The organism is Microbacterium yannicii (assembly GCF_024055635.1).
GTDB lineage: Bacteria > Actinomycetota > Actinomycetes > Actinomycetales > Microbacteriaceae > Microbacterium > Microbacterium yannicii.
Map to the genome: position 1 here is coordinate 319,423 of NZ_JAMXMB010000036.1, position 20,178 is coordinate 339,600.

Annotated in this window: 16 protein-coding genes; 11 read left to right on the forward strand and 5 right to left on the reverse strand. The window is 70.1% G+C overall.

The window, feature by feature from the left end; all coding sequences use genetic code 11:
- Positions 1–171: 171 nt before the first annotated feature.
- Positions 172–915, forward strand: a complete 744-nt coding sequence (locus tag NCG93_RS15900) for a TetR family transcriptional regulator (protein ID WP_241741575.1) — start codon at positions 172–174, stop codon at positions 913–915.
- Positions 912–3,359, forward strand: a complete 2,448-nt coding sequence (locus NCG93_RS15905; protein WP_194412739.1) for a glycoside hydrolase family 2 TIM barrel-domain containing protein — start codon at positions 912–914, stop codon at positions 3,357–3,359. Before NCG93_RS15900 ends, NCG93_RS15905 begins: the two co-directional genes overlap by 4 nt.
- 106 nt (positions 3,360–3,465) lie before the next feature.
- Here the strand turns inward: NCG93_RS15905 and NCG93_RS15910 are convergent, their stop codons facing one another.
- Both NCG93_RS15910 and NCG93_RS15915 read right to left on the reverse strand, forming a co-directional pair.
- Positions 3,466–4,827, reverse strand: a complete 1,362-nt coding sequence (locus tag NCG93_RS15910; protein WP_194412740.1) for an MFS transporter — start codon at positions 4,825–4,827, stop codon at positions 3,466–3,468.
- Positions 4,824–5,297, reverse strand: coding sequence for a MarR family winged helix-turn-helix transcriptional regulator (locus NCG93_RS15915; RefSeq protein ID WP_194412741.1), 474 nt, complete (start codon positions 5,295–5,297; stop codon positions 4,824–4,826). Before NCG93_RS15915 ends, NCG93_RS15910 begins: the two co-directional genes overlap by 4 nt.
- A gap of 105 nt (positions 5,298–5,402) precedes the next feature.
- Between NCG93_RS15915 and NCG93_RS15920 the strand changes: the two genes are divergently transcribed.
- The 7 genes from NCG93_RS15920 to NCG93_RS15950 all read left to right on the forward strand — a co-directional run bounded on the left by NCG93_RS15920 (position 5,403) and on the right by NCG93_RS15950 (position 12,956).
- Complete coding sequence (locus NCG93_RS15920) at positions 5,403–6,254, forward strand: alpha/beta hydrolase (protein ID WP_194412742.1); 852 nt, start codon at positions 5,403–5,405, stop codon at positions 6,252–6,254.
- A 186-nt stretch (positions 6,255–6,440) separates the two neighbouring features.
- Positions 6,441–8,069 carry a glycoside hydrolase family 6 protein gene (locus NCG93_RS15925; protein ID WP_194412743.1) on the forward strand — a complete coding sequence of 543 codons (1,629 nt, stop codon included), beginning with the start codon at positions 6,441–6,443 and terminating at the stop codon, positions 8,067–8,069.
- 187 nt (positions 8,070–8,256) lie between these two features.
- Positions 8,257–8,583, forward strand: coding sequence for a hypothetical protein (locus NCG93_RS15930; RefSeq protein WP_194412744.1), 327 nt, complete (start codon positions 8,257–8,259; stop codon positions 8,581–8,583).
- 222 nt (positions 8,584–8,805) lie between these two features.
- Positions 8,806–9,855: a lipoate-protein ligase LplAB gene (lplAB, locus tag NCG93_RS15935; protein WP_194412745.1), complete on the forward strand. Its 1,050-nt coding sequence runs from the start codon at positions 8,806–8,808 to the stop codon at positions 9,853–9,855.
- Positions 9,852–10,772 carry a DNA-methyltransferase gene (locus NCG93_RS15940; RefSeq protein WP_194412746.1) on the forward strand — a complete coding sequence of 307 codons (921 nt, stop codon included), beginning with the start codon at positions 9,852–9,854 and terminating at the stop codon, positions 10,770–10,772. Before lplAB ends, NCG93_RS15940 begins: the two co-directional genes overlap by 4 nt.
- A 140-nt stretch (positions 10,773–10,912) precedes the next feature.
- Entirely contained in the window at positions 10,913–11,899 is a 987-nt protein-coding gene (locus NCG93_RS15945; protein ID WP_194412747.1) for an LLM class F420-dependent oxidoreductase, read from the forward strand.
- Positions 11,900–12,335: 436 nt separating this feature from the next.
- A complete protein-coding gene (locus NCG93_RS15950; RefSeq protein WP_252787579.1) occupies positions 12,336–12,956 on the forward strand; it encodes a hypothetical protein in 621 nt (206 codons plus the stop codon).
- A 123-nt stretch (positions 12,957–13,079) separates the two neighbouring features.
- Here the strand turns inward: NCG93_RS15950 and NCG93_RS15955 are convergent, their stop codons facing one another.
- Together NCG93_RS15955 and NCG93_RS15960 are read right to left on the reverse strand one after the other, a co-directional pair.
- Positions 13,080–14,639, reverse strand: a complete 1,560-nt coding sequence (locus NCG93_RS15955) for a carboxylesterase/lipase family protein (RefSeq protein ID WP_194412748.1) — start codon at positions 14,637–14,639, stop codon at positions 13,080–13,082.
- On the reverse strand, positions 14,636–15,271 hold the full coding sequence (locus NCG93_RS15960) for a TetR/AcrR family transcriptional regulator (protein WP_194412749.1): 636 nt from the start codon (positions 15,269–15,271) through the stop codon (positions 14,636–14,638). The genes NCG93_RS15955 and NCG93_RS15960 overlap by 4 nt, the downstream gene beginning before the upstream one ends.
- A 107-nt stretch (positions 15,272–15,378) precedes the next feature.
- On the opposite strand from NCG93_RS15960, the gene NCG93_RS15965 reads away from it, so the two are divergent.
- Both NCG93_RS15965 and NCG93_RS15970 read left to right on the forward strand, forming a co-directional pair.
- Positions 15,379–16,692: an MFS transporter gene (locus NCG93_RS15965; protein ID WP_194412750.1), complete on the forward strand. Its 1,314-nt coding sequence runs from the start codon at positions 15,379–15,381 to the stop codon at positions 16,690–16,692.
- 40 nt (positions 16,693–16,732) lie between these two features.
- Positions 16,733–19,111 carry a glycoside hydrolase family 3 C-terminal domain-containing protein gene (locus tag NCG93_RS15970; protein ID WP_194412751.1) on the forward strand — a complete coding sequence of 793 codons (2,379 nt, stop codon included), beginning with the start codon at positions 16,733–16,735 and terminating at the stop codon, positions 19,109–19,111.
- 82 nt (positions 19,112–19,193) lie between these two features.
- On the opposite strand, the gene NCG93_RS15975 is transcribed toward NCG93_RS15970, so the two are convergent.
- The gene (locus NCG93_RS15975) at positions 19,194–20,036 is read right to left on the reverse strand and encodes an alpha/beta fold hydrolase (RefSeq protein WP_194412752.1); all 843 of its coding nucleotides are present in this window, start codon (positions 20,034–20,036) and stop codon (positions 19,194–19,196) included.
- Positions 20,037–20,178 lie beyond the last annotated feature (142 nt).

Below are 20,178 nucleotides of genomic sequence, written 5' to 3' on the forward strand. Positions count from 1 at the left end.
GCCCCTGCGGATCGCCTACTGCCGGGAGACGCTAACAGCAATATCGAGTGAGCGCTAGGTTTTTGGATCAAAAAACTAGCGATGACTCGGAATTCGTTATACAACGGAGGGGAAGGACCCCGGCGGGCACTGATGGAGGTGCGCGAGACGACCCGGGGCTACGGTGAGACGATGACCGAGACGACCTCCGCGGCGAAGCGCGAGGGGACCGCTCCCACGAGGATGCGCAAGCCCCGCGGCGAGTACGCGAAATCCGCCGCGACCCGCACGGCGATCCTGGACGCGGCTCTCGAGGTGTTCGCCGAGTCCGGCTATCGCGCCGGCTCGCTGCGCGAGGTGGCCGAGCGGGTCGGCATGAGCGAGGCCGGGCTGCTGCATCACTTCCGGAGCAAGAGCGCGCTGCTGATGGCCGTGCTCGATCATCGTGATGCACTGGCCCGCGCGCTCGTCGATTTCGACCTGCCGGATGGCATCGAGGCCCTCCGCGGGCTCGTCAAGCTCGCCGAGCACAACGCGTCGATCCCGGGGGTTGTCGAGCTGTACTGCACGCTGTCCGCCGAGGCGACATCCCCGGCGCATCCGGCCCACGCCTACTTCGTGAACCGGTATGAGTCCGTGCGCGAGAGCGTCTCCGCATCCTTCCGTCGCGTCGCCGAAGCGGGTCGCCTCAGCCCGGGAGTCGATCCGGGCCGTGCCGCTGTCGCGACGATCGCCCTGATGGACGGTCTGCAGGTGCAGTGGCTGCTCGATCCCGGATCCACCGACATGGCGGAGGCGCTCGCCGAGGCGTTCCGCAGCATGATCATCGGCTACGACCTCGCCGGGCTCGAGCAGGTGCTCGACGCCCGCTCGGCGGATGCGGCTTTCCTCGACGCAGGCACGACGGCCGCAGCGCGCACGGAGGACGACGCATGATCCGCGAACCCTTTCTCGACGGCTGGACGGTCGGCCCGAAGCTCGGTGCCTTCGAGGCGCCGACTCCGGAGTCGGCGCCTCGAGCGGTGCGCCTGCCGCATGACGCGGTCCGCGACCTGCCCCGCTCGGCCGACAGCGACCAGGGCGTGCACACCGGCTACGTCCCCGGCGGGGTGTTCGAGTACGCGAAGACGTTCGACGTCCCGGACGCGTGGCGCGACAAGACGGTGAGGCTCGACTTCGAGGGCGTCTACCGCGATGCCGTCGTCTTCCTCAACGGCGACGCGGTCGTGCACGAGCCGAACGGCTACAACGGGTTCGAGGCGGTGCTCGATCCTTACCTGCGCTACGGGCAGCCGAATCGGATCACCGTCGAGGCGCGCGCGCACCGCGACAGCCGGTGGTATTCCGGAGCGGGCATCTATCGGCCGGTGCACCTCGCGGTCGGCGATCCGCTGCACATCCCCCTCGACGGCACGCGCGTGACGTCGCCCGACATCGACGCCGATCGCGCCATCGCGAGCGTCGCGACGACGGTGCGCAACGGCTCGCGGCACACCCGCACGCTGCGCCTCACGTGGACGGTGTCGGCGCCGGACGGCTCCGAGGCCGCGTCGGGCACGGCGCCGGTGACGGTGCTCCCGGGCTCCGACGCCGTGGCGCGCGTGCGCCTCGCGATCGACCTCCCGAAGCTCTGGAGCGACACCGCCCCCTCGCTCTACCGGGTGCGCACGACGCTCGCCGCGGACGACGGCGACGTGATCGATACGGATGCCGCGGCCTTCGGCATCCGTCGCCTGCAGGTCGACGCGACGCGTGGACTGCGGATCAACGGCGAGACCGTGAAGCTGCGGGGGGCCTGCGTGCACCACGACAGCGGTCCGCTCGGGGCCGCGACGTTCGCCGACGCCGAGGACCGCCGCGTGCGGCTGCTCAAGGAGGCCGGATTCAACGCGCTGCGGAGCGCCCACAACCCGATGAGCCGCGCGATGCTCGACGCGTGCGATCGGCACGGCGTGTTCGTGATGGACGAGCTGACCGACACCTGGACGCGCTCGAAGGTCGCCTTCGACGCCGCTCCGGGGTTCGCCGCGCGCTGGCGTCACGACGTCGACGCTCTCGTCGCGAAGGACGTCAACCACCCGAGCGTCATCATGTACTCGATCGGGAATGAGATCCTCGAGCTCGCCACGCCGGCCGGCTCGGCGTGGAGCAGGCGCCTGGCCGAGGCCATCCGGGAGCGCGACGACACCCGCCTGGTGACGAACGGCATCAACGGCATCATCGCGAACCTGGACGGCATGCAGACGGATGCCGCGCCCGGCGACGGCGGCGAGCCCGAGGCATCCGATCCGAACACGATGATGGCGGCGATGGGCGACATGATGGCCGCGGCCAACGCGTCGGAGCTCGTCACGCGCTCGACCGAGGAGTCGGCGTCGGTGCTCGATGTCGTGGGCTTCAACTACGCGGAGTCGCGCTACGAGCTCGACCGCGAGCTGTTCCCGAACCGGGTCATCGTGGGCTCCGAGACCTTCCCGTCGCGGATCGAGAAGATGTGGGAGCTCGTGGAGGGCCTCGACCACGTCATCGGCGACTTCACGTGGACCGGCTGGGACTATCTCGGCGAGGCGGGCATCGGTCGGGTCGACTACTCCGACGAGCCGGGCTACCAGCCGACCGGTACGGCGGGCCCGTACCCGTACCTGCTCGCCGGCTGCGGCGACATCGACATCACCGGGCACCGCCGCCCGGTCTCGTACTACCGCGAGACCGTCTTCGGGCTGCGCTCCGAGCCGTATCTGACCGTGCACCCGCCGCGATACCACGGCCGCCCCACCGCGACGACGCCGTGGTCGTGGGACGACTCGGTGTCGTCGTGGACGTGGGATGCCGAGCCCGGTGCCCCCGTCACGGTCGACGTGTACGCACCGGCCGAAGAGGTCGAGCTGGTCCGCGACGGCGTGTCTCTGGGCGTGGCGACGGTCGGGGCCGAGAAGGCGTTCCGTGCGCGGTTCGAGACCGAATACCGCCCGGGCGAACTCGTCGCGATCGCTCGCAGCGGTGGCCGGGAGATCGGCCGGACGGCCTTGCGCACCGCGGGGGAGCCGGGGCTCACGGCATCCGTCGAGAAGTCCGAGATCACCGCCGACGGGCTCGGATTCGTCGCCATCGCACTCGCCGATCCCGACGGCGTCGTGCCCTCCGACGCCGATCGGGCGGTCACCGTGACGGTCGAGGGCGACGCCGAACTGATCGGCCTCGGCACCGGCCGCATCCGCACCGAGGAGTCCTTCGCCGGCCCGTCGGTGACCACCTGGAACGGTCGGGCCCTCGCGATCGTCCGGCCCACGGGTCCGGGCGAGGCCACCGTCACGGTGACCGCCGACGGACTCGCTCCCGCCGTCGCGTCCCTCACGATCGCACGTCCCGCGTCCCCCTGAGTTCCCCGCCCGCCGGGAACCGCGAAAAGGGAGATCTCCGCACGCTGGAGCGTGCGAGATCTCCCCTTTCGCGCATCCTCGAGCGCCGGGTGGGCGCCTTGCGGGGTCAGCTCGCGGCGCGGGTGCGCGCGGGCAGCTCGTCGTCGTCGTCGCGGGGGAGGGGGATCGGCGTCGTGCCGGCAACCTCATCGCTGAACTCCTCGGGCACCACGATGGCCAGCGGCCGCGTCTCGTCGAGGGTCAGGCGGAATCGCTTCTGCTCGTGGCGATGCAGACGGCCCGAGACCAGCAGCCACGTCGCACCGATCGCGAAGGCGACGAACGCGGCGACGGCGCCGACCAGGATCGCGGCCCGCGGACCGAACTCGGCGGCGACCCAGCCGACGATCGGCGCGCCGATCGGCGTTCCGCCCATGAGGATCGCCATGTAGAGCGCCAGCACGCGGCCGCGCAGCACGGGGTCGGTCGTGGTCTGCACGTAGCCGTTCGCGGTCGTCATCATCGTGACGACGGAGAAGCCCGTGAACATCAGCGTGATCGCGTACAGCCAGTAGGTCGGCATGAACGCCGAGACCAGCGCGGCGACGCCGAACATCGCCGTGCCCACGATCAGCACGCGCAGCCGGGCGCGATCGCGCCGAGCGGCGAGGAGCGCACCCGCGACCGAGCCGATCGCGAGGATCGAGCTGAGCAGGCCGAAGCCGTCTGCCCCCCTGCCGAACTCCACCGCCATCGTCGAGGCGAGGATCGGGAAGTTCATGCCGAACGCGCCGATGAGGAAGACCATGGCGAACGTCACGATGAAGTCCGGGCGCCGCGCGACGTAGCGAACGCCGTCGGCGAGGCGCGACGACTGCGGCGCCTTGACGCGCGGCACGAGCTCGTTCGTGCGGATGAGCACCAGCGCGGCGAGCATCGCGAGGAAGGTCACGGCGTTCGCCACGAACACCCATCCGGTGCCGATGGCCACGATGACGATGCCGGCCACGGCGGGGCCGATCATGCGGGCGCCGTTGAACGACGCCGCGTTGAGGGCGACCGCGTTGGAGGCGTTCTCGCGGGCGACGAGATCGGAGACGAAGGCCTGTCGCGCCGGGTTGTCGAACGCCGCCACGACACCGAGCGCGAGCGCGAAGGCGTACATGATCGGCAGCGTCATCGCGCCCGCGAAGATGAGGACGCCGATGGCGACGCCGAGCACCAGCAGAAGGCTCTGCGTGATGAGGAGCAGCTTGCGCCGGTCGAAGCGGTCGGCGACCATGCCGGTGACGCCCACCAGGAGCAGCGGCGGGGCGAACTGCAGCGCCATCGTCACGCCCATGGCGGCGGCGTCGTTGTCGGTGAGCTCCGTCAGCACGACCCAGCTGATCGCCGTCGACTGCATCCACGCGCCGATGTTCGACACGAGTGCGCCGATGAACCAGACGCGGTAGTTGAAGGCCGAGAACGACCGGAACATCGCGCTCATCGGGCGACCATCCGGGCCATGATCTCGGCGGCGGCGGCGAGGGTCTCGCGCTCGGCCGGCGTCAGCTCGGCAAGCGACGCCTCGACCCACGCGTCGCGACGCCGCGCTGTCTCCTCGACCACGGCTTCACCCTCGGGCGTGAGCGAGATGACGACTTTGCGACCGTCGGTCTCGTCGGAGGCGCGCACGATGTAGCCCGATTCCTGCAGGCAGTTGACGGTGCGGTTCATCGACGGTGCCGAAACACGTTCACGCTCGGCGAGATCGCCGAGCGTGTGGGCGCCGTGTATGCGGAGCGCCGCGAGAACAGCGAACTGCCCGTCGCTCATCGAGTCGACAGCGCGTTGCGTGCGCATGCGGCGGGCGAGACGGAACGTCGCGATCCGCAGCCGCGAAGCCGCGGAGGAGAGGTCGGGCTGCTCGCCCGGGTCGGTGCCGGTCTCTGGGATGGGGATCACGTTGCTGCTCATGCGATTACTTAGCCTAGCTCATTAGCCTTGCTAAAGAAAGTCGACGGATGCCGCGGCATGCGGTCGTGCGCGGGGCACGGGCATCCCGCACCTAGACTTCTGCGCATGCCCGAGTTCATCGATGCGCACGGCATCACGATCTTCTTCGACGTCCATCCGGCGAAGACCGAACCGCGGGCGGTCGTGCAGCTGCTGCACGGCGTCGGCGAGCACGCGGGGCGGTACGCCCTGCTGATCGAAGCGCTCACCGCGCACGGTTACACGGTGTGGGCGGCCGACCACCGGGGTCACGGTCGCACCGGCATGACGCAGCACGGCGGCGACGTCGCCCTTCTCGGCCACCTCGGTCCCGGCGGCCTGCGGGGAGCGCTCGCCGCGATGTGGCAGTTCACCGAGCAGATCCGCGCCGAGAACGCCGACCTCCCCCTCATCCTGCTCGGGCACTCGGGCGGCTCCGTCCTCGCTCAGATGCTGGTGAACCGGCATCCGGAGGCCTACGACGGAGTCATTCTGACCGGCTCGGCACTGCGCATGCCGGGTTCGATCCACACAGGTGGGCTGAACAAGCCCTGGGACGGTCCCGATGCGATGGGGACCGAGTGGCTCTCGAGCGATCTCTCGGTGGGCCGGGCCTTCCTGGACGATCCGCTCACCACCAGTGAAGACCCCATCAAGCTGATCGGCGTCCTCGACTCCCTTCGCATGTACGGGCTGCCGCGCAAGAACCTCGGCCACGACATCCCGACGCTCCTCATGGTCGGCAGGGATGACACGGTGGGCGGCCCGCGCAGCGTGCACCGGCTGGCCGACGCCTACCGCACGCGCTCGGGGTTCACCGACGTGACGACGCTGGTCTATCCGGGCGCACGCCACGAGATCTTCAACGAGGTCGTGCAGCAGGACGTCCGCGCGGACCTCCTCGCCTGGCTCGACCGGCACGTGCCCGCCCGCGCCTGACGGGGCAGCGGTGGGCGCGCTTCCCGTTGACGGCCGGGGGTGCGATGGGTCATCCTGGCCGCAGTGATACCGGTGGGAGCGCTCCCACGGTCGGACGCGGCGCCGATGCCGCCGAGGCCGCCGTTCCTGCCGTGCCGCTCCCCGGGCGACGACGCCCGGCGGTCGATGACGACCCAGGAGAATCCGATGACTCATCTCCCCGCCCGCCTTCACCCCCGCTCTCGGGGCCGCACCTGGGCTCTCGGCACCGCCGCGGTCCTGGCGATCGGCCTGGCCGTTCCCTTGAGCACGAGCGCCGCCGGCGCGGAGGAACCCGACGCGGATCCAGGGCTCGCCGGTTCCGAGCTCTACGTCGACCCGTGGAGCACGACGCTCGAGGCGGCGCAGTCGCTCACCGGCCAGGCGCGCGACGACGCACAGCTGCTGGGATCGATCGCCTCCGCCGACTGGTTCACCTCGGGCACTCCGGCCGAGGTCGAGGCCGCGGTGGACGACGTCGTGACGGCCGCGGCCGCACAGGGAAGGATGCCGGTGCTGGTGGCGTACAATCTGCCGTTCCGCGACTGCGCACAGTACTCCGCGGGAGGGGCGGCCGACACCACGGCGTACACGGCCTGGATCGACGGGTTCGTGGCCGGCATCGGCGACCGGGCGGCCACCGTGATCCTCGAGCCCGACGGACTCGGCATCATCCCCCACTACGTCACCCTCAGCGGCGAGCATGAATGGTGTCAGCCCGCAGAGGTGCCCGCCGAGACCGCCGCGAGCGATCGCTTCGCTCAGCTGAACCACGCGGTGGATGCGATCGGCGCGCTGCCCGCGGCATCCGTCTATCTCGACGGCACCAGCTCGGCGTGGCTGAACGTCGGCGAGATCTCGGACCGTCTGATCAAGGCCGGCGTGCAGCACGCGGACGGGTTCTTCCTCAACGCGTCGAACTACCAGTTCACCGCGAACAACACCGCCTTCGGCACCTGGATCTCGCAGTGCCTCGCCTACGCCACCGAGGTGAACCCGGGCGACTTCGGCTCCTGCGGCAACCAGTACTGGAACGGCGGCCCGGCGACCGACTGGCAGGGCGTGGGCATGTCGCCGTACGGCGAATGGGTTGCGGATGCCGCCGACCCCGCGCTGAACACGAGCGGCGTCGATTCGCGCTACGCGGCGATCCTGGGCGGCGTCGAGCCTCGCACGCATTTCGTCATCGACACCAGCCGCAACGGCATCGGGCCCTGGGACCACGAAGGGCGCTACGGCGACACGCATGAGGACTGGTGCAACCCGCCGGACCGCGGCCTGGGCGCCCGACCCGACACCACGACGGGTACGCCCCTCGTGGACGCGTACCTGTGGATCAAGGTTCCCGGCGAGTCCGACGGCAAGTGCTACCGCGGCACGGCCGGCCGGCTCGATCCGGAGCGCGGCATCGAGGATCCCGCGGCCGGCCAGTGGTTCGCCGAGCAGGCGCGCGAGCTCATCGCTCTCGCGAACCCGCCCATCGCGCCGCTGGACTGCCACGTGAAAGTGGCGGGCGCAAAGGTCGGCAAGGGATTCCTCGCGTCGATCGTTGTTCGCAACAACGGCTCGGACACGCTCGCTCCATGGGTGGTGGAATGGACGTCGGTCGAGGGTCAGAAGGTGAAGCGGGTCGTGGGAGGGTCGTTCACCCAGGACGGCGCCGACGTCGTTGTGACCGGTCCGCGCGTGCATGCCGTCCTGCGGCCCGGCAAGACGACCGCCTTCGTGGTGACCGGCACCGGCCCCGCCGAGGAGCCGTGGCAATTCCGCCTCAACGGAAAGGCCTGCACCTTGTAGTGCGGCGCGCCTGTTCCTGAAGGGGCGGCGGTGACGGATGTCTCGCCCCGTCGCCGCCGCCTCTTATCAGTCGAGCGGGCGCCGCGTCCAGACCCCGGCCGTTTCGCGGTCGGGGGCACGCGCGTGGATAGGCTGACCGGCGCCGCGGCACACGCCCCGGCATCCCTCGCGAAAGGTTCCCCCCACCTTGATCACCCTCAGCTGGCTCCTGCTCATCGCGCTCATCGGCGGCGCACTCGCCCTCTTCGACGGCATCCTGCGTGTCCGCGGCAAGGGCAACACCATCGTCGGCATCATCGAGATCGTCGTCGCCGCACTGTTCATCCTGTCGCTGTTCCTGCCCGGCATCCCGTTCGGGTCGCTCGTGCTCGCGATCGCGACGCTCATCGTCATCGTCGTCGGGCTGCTCCTCCGTGGCCGCCAGGGCATCGGCATCGCCATCGCGGCCCTCGTCGTCATCGCCTTGTGGATCGTGCTCGTCAACCGCTGGCTCGTCATCCCCGGGATCAACTGACCCGCCGGCCGCCGGGCGCCGGTCCGGGGCGTCTCGTCTCGGTCGCTGCCGCTCCCTCGCTCGATGACCGGGGCCCGCCTCGGTCGCAAGCGCTCGCTCGCTCAACGATCGGGACACCCTCTCGGTCGTTGAGCGAGCGAGGAACGAGCGAGACGAAACGCGGCCCGGCGCTGCGATCGGCTCCGGACCCGGGGCGCGGCGCCCCGGCAATAGGCTGAACGCATGCACGGCGAATACAAGGTGCCCGGCGGAAAGCTCGTCGTCGTCGACCTCGAGGAGCGCGACGGCCGCATCGCGGACTTCCGCCTCGCGGGCGACTTCTTCCTCGAGCCCGACGACGCGCTCGACGACATCGACGCAGCCGTGAACGGGCTGCCGATCGAGGCGGACGTCGCGGCCATCGCCGCCGCCGTGCGGTCGGCCCTTCCGAGCGGCGCGCAGTTGCTGGGGTTCACCCCCGAAGCGGTCGGCACCGCCGTGCGCCGTGCGCTCGTCACCGCCCCGGGCTGGCGCGACTTCGACTGGGAGATCGTGCACGACAAGCCCGTCTCGCCGCGCATGAACCTCGCACTCGACGAGGTGCTGACCGGTCGCGTCGGCGACGGCCGACGGCGGCCGACACTGCGGATCTGGGAGTGGGACGAGAACGCCGTCGTGATCGGCTCGTTCCAGTCCCTGCGCAACGAGGTCGACCCCGACGGCGCCGCCAAGCACGGCTTCGACGTGGTCCGCCGGATCTCGGGCGGCGGCGCCATGATGATGGGCGCCAACTCCATCGTCACCTACTCGCTCTACGTGCCGGCATCCCTCGTCGCCGGCCTGACGTTCGCGGACTCCTACGCGTTCCTCGACGACTGGGTGCTGCAGGCGCTGCGGGCCCTCGGCGTCGACGCCACCTACCAGCCGCTCAACGACATCGCCTCGCCGCAGGGCAAGATCGGCGGCGCGGCGCAGAAACGGCTCGCCAACGGGGGAGTGCTGCACCACGCGACCCTGAGCTACGACATGGACGGCGAAGTCATGACCGAGGTGCTGCGCATCGGCCGCGAGAAGCTCAGCGACAAGGGCACGACGTCGGCGGCCAAGCGCGTGGACCCGCTCCGCCGCCAGACCGGCCTTCCACGCGAGGCGATCATCGCCAAGCTCGAGGAGACCTTCGCCCACCTCTACGGCGCCGTCCCCGGCCACATCACCGAGGACGAGTACGCGGAGGCCGAGGCGCTCGTCGAGTCCAAGTTCGCGACCGACGCGTGGCTGCGTCGGGTGCCGTGACGCAACCCACGCCGTCCCCCCAGCCCGCCCGAGGTTCGGTCGAGATCCTCGAGGGCGACAACCTCGAGGTGATCCGGCGACTGCCCGACGCCTCGTTCACCCTGATCTACCTCGACCCGCCGTTCAACACCGGCCGCTCGCAGGAGCGTGCCATCGAGACCGCCCGGTCGCGGCATCCGTCCCCCGCACCCGTCGCCGAGGACGGGGGCATCTCGGACGCTGCCGGGGTCGGGGTGTTGCGGCGGGGCTTCCACGGTCGCGAGTACGAGCGCATCCGCGGCGACCTGCGCGCCTACGACGACCGGTTCGACGACTACTGGGGCTTCCTCGAGCCGCGGTTGCTCGAGGCGTGGCGCCTGCTCGCCGACGACGGCACGCTCTACCTGCACCTCGACTACCGCGAGGCGCACTACGCCAAGGTGCTCATGGACGCGCTCGTCGGGCGCGAGCGGTTCCTCAACGAGCTCATCTGGGCCTACGACTACGGCGCCAAGACGCGCAAGCGCTGGCCGACGAAGCACGACACGATCCTCGTCTACGTCAAGGATCCGAAGGCGTACTGGTTCGACTCGGATGCCGTGGACCGCGAGCCCTACATGGCCCCGGGGCTGGTCACGCCCGAAAAGGCCGAGCGCGGCAAGCTGCCCACCGACGTGTGGTGGCACACGATCGTTCCGACCACCGGCCGCGAGAAGACCGGTTACCCGACGCAGAAGCCCGAGGGGGTCCTGCGGCGGATCGTGCAGGCCTCATCGCGCCCGGGCGACCGGGTGCTGGACTTCTTCGCCGGCAGCGGCACGACGGGCGCGGTGGCCTCCGCGCTCGGACGCGACGCCGTCCTCGTCGACCACAACCCCGAGGCGATCGCCGTGATGCGGGAGCGGATGCCGCATGCCCGCGTGGTCCCCGTCGGCTGAAGCTCCGGGAGCTGCGAGAGGGCACTGTCGCGGCCGGGCCGTGCGCGAGCGGAGGGCGCAATATACCCTTTCGCGGCTCCGGCGACGAGAGGGCCGCGGCGTCGGGTCGGGGCATCCGTCCTCCCCATAGGCTGATGCGCATGCGCTTCGGTACCTTCATTCCCCAAGGCTGGCGATTCGATCTGGTCGGCATCGACCCCTCCGAGCAGTGGGAGGTGATGAAGGGGCTGGCACAGCGGGCCGACGCGGGAGCGTGGGAGTCGCTGTGGGTCTATGACCACTTCCACACGACGCCTGTGCCGAGCGAGGAGGCGACGCACGAGGCATGGACGCTGATGGCGGCGTTCGCCGCGACGACGAGCCGCATCCGGCTCGGCCAGATGTGCACGTGCATGGGCTACCGCAACCCGGCCTACCTCGCGAAGGTCGCGGCGACCGTCGACATCGTCTCGGGCGGACGCACCGAGATGGGCATCGGCGGCGGCTGGTACGAGCACGAGTGGAAGGCGTACGGCTACGGCTTCCCGCCGGTTCCGGAACGGCTGCGGATGCTGCGCGAAGGCGTCGACATCATGCAGCAGGCCTGGATCACCGGCCGTGCCACCCTCGACGGCACGCACTACCAGGTCGACGGCGCCATCGTGCAGCCGCTGCCGCTGCAGGACGGCGGCATCCCGCTCTGGGTCGCGGGCGGCGGAGAGAAGGTGACGCTGAAGGTCGCGGCGAAGTACGCGTCGTACACGAACTTCGCCGGCTCGCTGGAGGAGTTCGACCACAAGAGCGACGTGCTGCGCGGCCACTGCGACGCTCTCGGCCGTGACTTCTCGGACATCACCCGCAGCTCGAACTTCAACACCATCGTCGGGTCGACCGAGGCTGAGGCGCACGAGCGCCTCGCCGTCGTGAAGGACCGCCTGCTGCCGCACGTCGGTCAGGAACGCGCCGACCAGATCGAGCGCGACTTCGTGAGCTCGCCGGCCTTCGGCGCGGTGGACCAGGTGGTCGAGCGTCTCGCCGAGCGTGAGCGGCACGGACTGGGCTACGCCATCCACTACTTCCCCGAGGCCGCCTACGACCTGTCGGGCATCGAGCTGTTCGAGCGCGAGGTCGTGCCCGCGCTGTCCTGATGCCGTGAAGAACCCGGGCAGAATCGCCGGTTTCGCGCCCGGAAACGCGGTGCCCTGCTGATTCTGCCCGGGTTGTTCACACATGCTGCTCCGGCGCAGCTCGCCTTTCCTCCCCAGCGCGTGGCCTCGGTGGAGGTATCCACAGTCCGGCTCGAGGTTCGACGGCCGCGTTGCGGCGTCGGACACGCTCGACACCATGCCGTTGCGGACCACGCCCGATATGCCGACTGCACTCTCGGCCGCGTCCTTCTCCCGCCGAAGCGATCTGCGCCGCCGGGGTTGGACCGATAGAGACCTTGCCCGAGCTGTCGTCGAGGGTCGGCTGCTCAGACCGCGTGCCGGCGCGTATCTTCGGCCGGATGCGCCGGCCGATGTGGTCGACGCCTGCAGGCTCGGCGGGCGTCTGGCGTGCGTGTCGGAGCTCGCCCGGCTGGGAGTGTTCGTGCTCGAGCACGTGGATCTCCACCTCCACGTTCATGAGCATGCTGCGCAGAGGAAAGTGGCGGGCCGTTCTGTCCGTCGCCACTGGTCGCGGCTGCGCCGGGAGCCGCATCCCCGGTCGATCTCGGTGGAGGCTTTCGACGCCGTGCTGCAAGCGGTCAGGTGCCAGCCGGCGCGAGCCGCCCTGGCGACGCTGGACTCTGCGCTTCACCTCGCTGTCTTGCGGCATGACGACCTCGACGAGCTGTTCCGCGTGCTGCCGCGTCGTCACCGGGTGCTCCGCAAGCTGATCGACAGCCGCGCTGAGTCCGGCCCCGAGACGCTGGTCCGACTGATGCTGCGGACACTCGGTGCGACATTCGACATCCAGGTCGACATTCCGGGGGTCGGTCGCGTCGATTTCGTCGTCGATGGCTGGTTGATCGTGGAGTGCGACAGCAAGGCGTTCCACTCGAGTTGGGATGACCAGCGACGCGACCGCAGCCGGGACCAGCAGGCCGCGGCGCGCGGCTACGCGACCTACCGGCCGATCGCGGAAGACATCATGTGGAGTCCCGAGGCGGTTCAGACGGCGCTCGCCGGGCTCCTCCAGATCGGCGGACGACGGCGAGCGTGAAATTTCCGGGCACAACCGGGGTGAGCCGGGCTCTTAGTGCGGCCGGCGCCCAGTTCTGCCCGGAACGTTCACACGCGCACGCCGTGGCGGGGGCAGGTCGCCGTCAAACGACTAGTCAGGCGGTCAGAGGAGGGCGCGGACGCTGCGGTAGCCGTCGGCGACGACATCGGGAACGGATGCCGCGCCGCCGAACACGCGCGTGGTCCCCGGGGCGTCCGACCAGGGGCGCCAGCCCGGGTCATCGCCGCGGACGAGCGCGACCGCGGCACCGTGGATCGCGGCGGCCAGTCGTCGCGGGGGAGCGTCGCCAGCGATCGCGGCCACGTGCGGATCCTCCAGGCAGTCGAACCAGAAGGGCACGTCCAGGCAGTGGAGGGCCCACCGTCGCGTCGGCGAGGGCCAGGAGAAGCGATACACCCAGGTGGATGCGGCTCCTCGCGCGTCGGCGACCTTCACCACGGTCGAGCGGAAGACCACGTCGGTGACGTAGCGGCCGAGGACGGCCGCCGTTCCCTTGCGACGCTGCGCCTTGTTGTCGGCGAGGTAGGCACGCCGGCGCTCGCGCGGCACGTCGAGCTTCGCGAAGGCGAGTGCCGCGGGGATGAAGCGGAGCTTCCCCGCTGCCGAGTCGAGCACCATCGTGAACTCGTCGTCTGTCGCGCCGAGCACGAGCGGCTTGTCAGCCCCGACGCCAGAGCGCAGGGCGGCGATCGTCGGTTCGGGGACGAGGTCGCCGTCGACCATCGGCCCCCACGAGAGGCCGTCCTCGAGCAGTCCCCGCACGCCGGCGAGGCGGTCGCCCGACTCCGGCTCGGTCGCCTTCGACTGCAGCGCATGCAGCGTCTCCTCGGACGCGGAGGCGAAGCCTTCGCGCGTGGGCGCGACGCCCGCGAGGCCAGCGAGCCTTATCGACGCGGAGCGAGCGCGCTCGGGAGAGACATCGGCGAGGGCGGCTGAGAGCGCCCATACCGAGTGGAACAGCGGCTGCGCGGCGGGCAGCGCGAGCAGCCGGAGCACGGCGCCGCCCCCGGCCGACTGGCCCGCGATCGTGACGCGCGACGGATCGCCCCCGAAGTTCGCGATGTTGTCCTGCACCCACTGCAGAGCGGCGAGCCAGTCCCGCGCACCGCGGTTGGAGGGGGCGCCGTCGATGTGTCCGAACCCGTCGAAGCCGAGCCGGTACGAGATCGTCACGGTCACGACACCGTCGCGGTTGAACGCGCGGCCGTCGTACCAGGGGCTCGCCGGTGAACCGGAGACGTAGCCGCCGCCGTGGATCCAGACGACCACCGGCAGCGCGGCATCCGTCGGTCCGACGACCGGCGTGAACACGTTGACGTTGAGCGTCGCGTCGCCGGGCACCGACGGCTCGGGGATGAGCGTGATCCCGGGATCGCCGCGCTGCGCCGTCGCGCCGAAGTCCAGCGCGTCGCGCACGCCCGCCCACGGTTCCACGGGCACGGGTGCGGCGAAACGCAGCGCGCCGACGGGCGGCTCGGCGAACGGGATGCCGAGGAACGCCGCCGAACCGCCGGCTCCGGGCTCTCCCCGCCAGAGACCGCGCACCCGCCCGGCGACGGTGTCGGCTTCGACGTAGCGCGCCGTCGGCGGCGTGTCGGGACTTTCTGGCCCGGTGATGGCATGCGACGTGCCGGTGGCCGCGGGCGGGGGCGTGGGTGTCATGACTTCTCCGGGGTGAGCACGTCGAAGAGGGCATCGACGGTGGCGGCCATGTCGACCTCGGGCTCCAGCATCCACTGCACCTGCAGGCCGTCCGCGACGGCCTGGAAGATCCGCGCCAGCGTGTCGGCGTCGATCTGGTCGGTGATCGCGCCGGACTCCTGCTGGGTCGCGATGGCTGCGGCGAAGAACCCGCGCAGGCTCTCGCCTCGCGTGAGGAAGAACTCGTGGGCAGGATGGCTCGGGTCGGCCGCGTCGACCGACAGCCGGGCGAACAGATGCACGAGGCCGGGAACCTCGGCGTTGTGGCGGATGACGCTGAGGTAGCCGGCGCGGATGTCGGCGAGCTCGGCTTCCGGGGCTATGAGTCCGTGCTCCGGGTTGCCGGCGAGACCCTGATCGATCGAGTCGAGCTCGTCGCGCTTGCGGAGGATCTCTGTGAAGAGCTCCTCCTTGCTGTCGAAATAGTGGAGGAGTCCGGCCTGGCTGAGGCCTACGGCATCCGCGAGTTCCTTGATCGACGCCCCGCGGTAGCCCTCTCGGGCGATGACGTCGAGCGCCCGCGTGAGGATCTCCTCCCGCTTGGCGACGCCCTTGGCGTAGGAGCCGCGCCGCGTCCCGCCGCTGTCAGTCATAGAAGAAGTAAACCCGAATACTGCTAGATTTTTCAAAACCAAATGACGTAAGGTTTTCTCGAGTGTCTCACCGTCGAGCCTCACCACCCGAGATCGAGGACCCGCCCATGACAGTGCCGTCTGAAGCCACGCCCGCCCCCGCACCGGCCCCCGCGACCACGAACACCTTCGTCGCCACCGCTTCGGGCATCGACGATCCGCCGCCTCCCGTCAAGGGACTGCGGCGGTTGATGTGGTCGATCGTCCCGGCCAACATCGCCATCTTCATGGTGTGGGGCGCCGTGCCCGGCATCCTTCTGCCGCAGCAGATCACCCTCGCCTTCGGCGAGGAGAACCAGATCAACGTCGCCAACCTCGCGATCGTGTCGACGATCGGCGCGTTCGCCGCCATGCTCGCCCAGCCGATCGCCGGGCAGATCTCCGACCGCACGCGGTCGCGCTTCGGCCGCCGGGCGCCGTGGATCGTGACCGGCGGACTGGCGGGATCGCTCTCGCTCATCGGGCTCGCCCTCGCCGACTCGCTCGTCGGGTTCATCGTGGCCTGGGTGCTGGTACAGGTGTGCTTCAACTTCGCGCAGGGCCCCCTGTCGGCGATCATGCCCGACCGCGTGCCGGTGAAGCGGCGCGGCACCTTCGCCGCGCTGACCGGCATCGGGCTGATGCTCGGTGCCATCGGCGGCCAGATCGTCGGCTCGCTGTTCTTCAACAGCATCGTCGCCGGGTACATCACCTTCGCCGTGCTGTCGGTGGCCGTGCTGGTGCTGTTCGTCGTCTTCAACCCCGACTACCCGAGCACGCGGCTGCAGCCCGAGCGGTTCGACTTCGTCGACTTCCTCAAGACCTTCTGGGTCAACCCGGTCAAGCACCCCGACTTCTTCTGGGCCTTCACCGGCCGCCTGCTGCTGTACACCGGCTACTTCGCCGTCACGGGCTACCAGCTGTACCTGCTGCAGTACTACTTCGGCGTCGAGCACCCCGAGACGGTGATCCCGCTCCTCGGGCTGCTGAGTCTGGTGGGCATCATCATCTCGACCGTGGTCTCCGGCCCGCTGTCCGACAGGGTCGGACGGCGGAAGCCCTTCGTGTTCGCGTCGGCGGCCTTCGTGAGCCTGGCGTTCCTGCTGCCCTGGATCTGGCAGGATCTCAACGCCTGGATGATCATGACCTTCATCGCCGGCTTCGGCTTCGGGATGTTCCAGGCCGTCGACACCGCGCTCATCAGCGAGGTGCTGCCCTCGGCGAAGTCGTTCGCAAAGGACCTCGGCGTCGTCAACATCGCCGCGACCCTCCCGCAGACTCTCGCTCCCGGCGTCGCCGGCGTCATCGTGCTGGCGTTCGGCTACCAGGGCCTGTTCCCGGTGGCGATCGTTCTCGGCATCCTGGGAGCGTTCGCGATCTGGCCGATCAAGGCCGTTCGCTGACCTCGCTCTCGAACATCGACCTCCACACGAAAGGAACTCCATGAGCATCCCCGATGTCTCGGACCTCACCCTCGAAGAGAAGGCGTCGCTGACCAGCGGCGCGAGCTTCTGGAACACCAAGTCGATCGAGCGCGTGGGCGTGCCCGCGATCATGGTCACCGACGGCCCGCACGGTCTGCGCAAGCAGCGCGAGGGCGGTGACCACCTCGGCATCGGCGACAGCGTGCCGGCGACCTGCTTCCCCCCGGCCGTGGGCCTCGGCTCATCCTGGGACGTGGAGCTGATCCACCGCGTCGGCGAGGCCCTCGGCACCGAGACCTCGATCGAGAACGTCGCGGTGCTGCTCGGCCCCGGCATCAACATCAAGCGCTCGCCGCTGTGCGGCCGCAACTTCGAGTACCTCTCGGAGGACCCGATCGTCTCGGGCGTGCTGGGCGCGGCGATCGCGAAGGGCATCCAGTCGAAGGGCGTGGGCACTTCGCTCAAGCACTTCGCGGCGAACAACCAGGAGAACGACCGCATGCGCGCGTCGTCCGACGTGGACCCGCGACCGCTCCGCGAGATCTACCTGCGCGGCTTCCAGCGCGTCGTCGAAGACGCCCAGCCGTGGACCGTCATGTGCTCGTACAACCGGATCAACGGGGTCTACGCCTCGGAGGACGCGTGGCTGCTCACCCAGGTGCTGCGTGACGAGTGGGGCTTCGAGGGCCTCGTGGTCTCGGACTGGGGCGCCGTCAACGAGCGGGTGCCGGGTCTCGCCGCCGGCATGGATCTGGAGATGCCGTCCTCCGGCGGCAGGACCGACGCGCAGATCGTCGCCGCGGTGCAGGACGGCTCGCTGGAAGAGTCGGTGGTGGATGCTGCGGCCGGCCGGGTGCTCGACCTCGTGCGCAAGGCGACCGAGGGCGCGGGTGCGGTCGAGGGACCGCTCGATGTCGACGCTCACCACGCGCTCGCGCGCGAGGCCGCCGGTCGCTCGATCGTGCTGCTGAAGAACGCCCTTCGACAGGCTCAGGGACCGGGACCGGATCGGGCTCAGGGACCGGGACCGGATCGGGCTCAGGGACCGGGACCGGATCGGGCTCAGGGACCCCTGCTGCCGCTGGCCAAGGACGCGAAGCTCGCGGTCATCGGCGAGTTCGCGGAGAAGCCGCGCTACCAGGGTGCCGGCTCGTCGATGATCAACCCGACCCGCCTCGACACCGCGCTGGACGAGATCCGTGCGCTCGCCGGCGGCGAGGTCTCCTACGCACAGGGCTTCAGCAACGCGCTCGTGGTCGCAGACGACGAGAGGCAGGCGCTGCGCGACGAGGCGGTGGCTGCGGCATCCGCTGCCGACGTGGCCGTCGTGTTCCTGGGACTGCCGGCCCGTCTCGAGTCCGAGGGCTACGACCGCGACGACATCGACCTGCCGGCGGCTCAGCTCGAGCTGCTGGACGCGGTGCTCGCGGCGAACCCGAACACCGTCGTGGTGCTCTCGAACGGCGGCGTCGTCGCGCTGCCGTTCGCCGACCGCGTGCCGGCGATCCTCGAGGGCTGGCTGCTCGGACAGGCCGGTGGCGGCGCGACCGCCGACGTGCTGTTCGGCGAGGTCAACCCGTCGGCCAAGCTCACCGAGACCATCCCGGTGCGGCTCGAGGACACCCCCGCGTACCTCGACTTCCCGGGTGAGTTCTCGCACGTCCGCTACGGCGAGGGGCTGTTCGTCGGCTACCGCTGGTATGACGCGCGCCGTCTCGAGGTCGCGTTCCCGTTCGGCCATGGCCTGTCGTACACGACCTTCTCGTACGCGGATGCCGCAGCCGCCGTCGACGCGAACGGCGACGTCGAGCTGACGGTCGAAGTGACGAATACGGGCGACCGCGCCGGTCGCGAGGTCGTGCAGGTCTACACGTCGCTGCCCGGCTCCTCGGTGCAGCGCGCTCCGCGCGAGCTCAAGGCGTTCGCCTCGGTCGCCCTCGAACCGGGCGAGAGCCAGGTGGTCACCCTCACCGTGCGGCGCACCGATCTCGCGTACTGGGACATCCGCGCCGACCGCTGGGTCGTCGAGGGCGGCGACTACCGTGTGGAGGTCGGGGCGTCGAGCCGCGACATCCGCTCCTCCGTGTCGGTGGCCGTCGAGGGCGACGCGTTCACGCTGCCGCTGTCGCGCACATCGTCGCTGGGCGAGGTGCTGCGCCACCCCGTCGCAGGCCCGGTGGTGCAGGCCGCGATGGCCCAGATGATGGGTGGTCTCGATCAGGGTGCGGCGTCGATCATGCCCGAGGGCGTCGACATGTCGAAGATGATGGAGTCGTTCCCGATCGGGCGCATCGGCATGGTGGCGGCGCTCGGCGGCGACGGCGCGGGCGTGAGTCCGGAGATGATCGACGGGCTCATCGCGATGGCGAACGCCGGCGTGGTGCCGCAGCAGGCCTGACGCAGGTGGACGGATGCCGCGGCGCAGAGTCCCTCGCAGGGCGCGGCGCCGCGGCATCCGTCGTCTGAATCGCAGGCGGGCTTCAGCTGCTGAGGAAGGCGAGCAGCGCCTCGTTGACCTCTGCGGCGTGGGTCCACAGCAGACCGTGCGGGGCGCCCTCGAGTTCGACGTAGGTCGCGTCGGGCACGAGGTCCTTGAACACGCGGCCGGTGGCGTCGATCGGCAGGATGTTGTCGGCCGAGCCGTGGAGGATGAGCGTCGGCACGTCGATGGCGGGGATGTCGGCGCGGAAATCCGTCGGCCAGGTGAGCGGCGCCGCGGCGATCGCCGTGTTGCCGGCGAGGTTCGCGACCTGCGCACTGGCGTCCACGGCCTCCTGCGAGATGCGCGAGCCCAGGTTGTCGTCGAGGTTGTAGAAGTCCTTCAGGAATCCGCTGATGAATGCGTACCGGTCCTCGCGCACGGACTGCGCGATGCCGTCGAAGAACTCCTGCGGGCCGGCGCCGCCCGGGTTGTCGTCGGTCTTGAGCAGGAACGGCTCGAGCGAGCCGAGGAATGCGGCTTTGGCCACGCGACCGCTTCCGTAGCGCGCGAGGTACCGGGCGATCTCGCCGGTGCCCATCGAGAAGCCGACGAGCACCGCGTCACGCAGATCGAGGTCCTCGACCAGGGCGTGCAGGTCCGCGGCGAACGTGTCGTAGTCGTAACCCGAGCCGGCCTTCGTCGACGCGCCGAACCCGCGACGGTCGTACGCGATCACGCGGTACCCGACATCAAGCAGCGCGGCCTGCTGCTTGCCCCACGACTCGCCGTTCAGCGGGAACCCGTGGATCAGCACGACCGGCTGCGCCTCGGCCGGTCCCTGGTCGGTGTAGTAGAGGTCGATGTCGACCGAGTTCTCGGTTCCGACGGTGATGTACGCCACGTTCGCTCCTTACGGGGCACGGATCGGATGCCCGCGCGCCAGGTTCGACGCTAGGCCGCGGCATCCGTCATCGCCAGTCTCTTCCGCCGTGCGTCGCGAGCGTTCGCACCGCGTTCAGTCGGGGAGCGTCGACGCTTCCTCG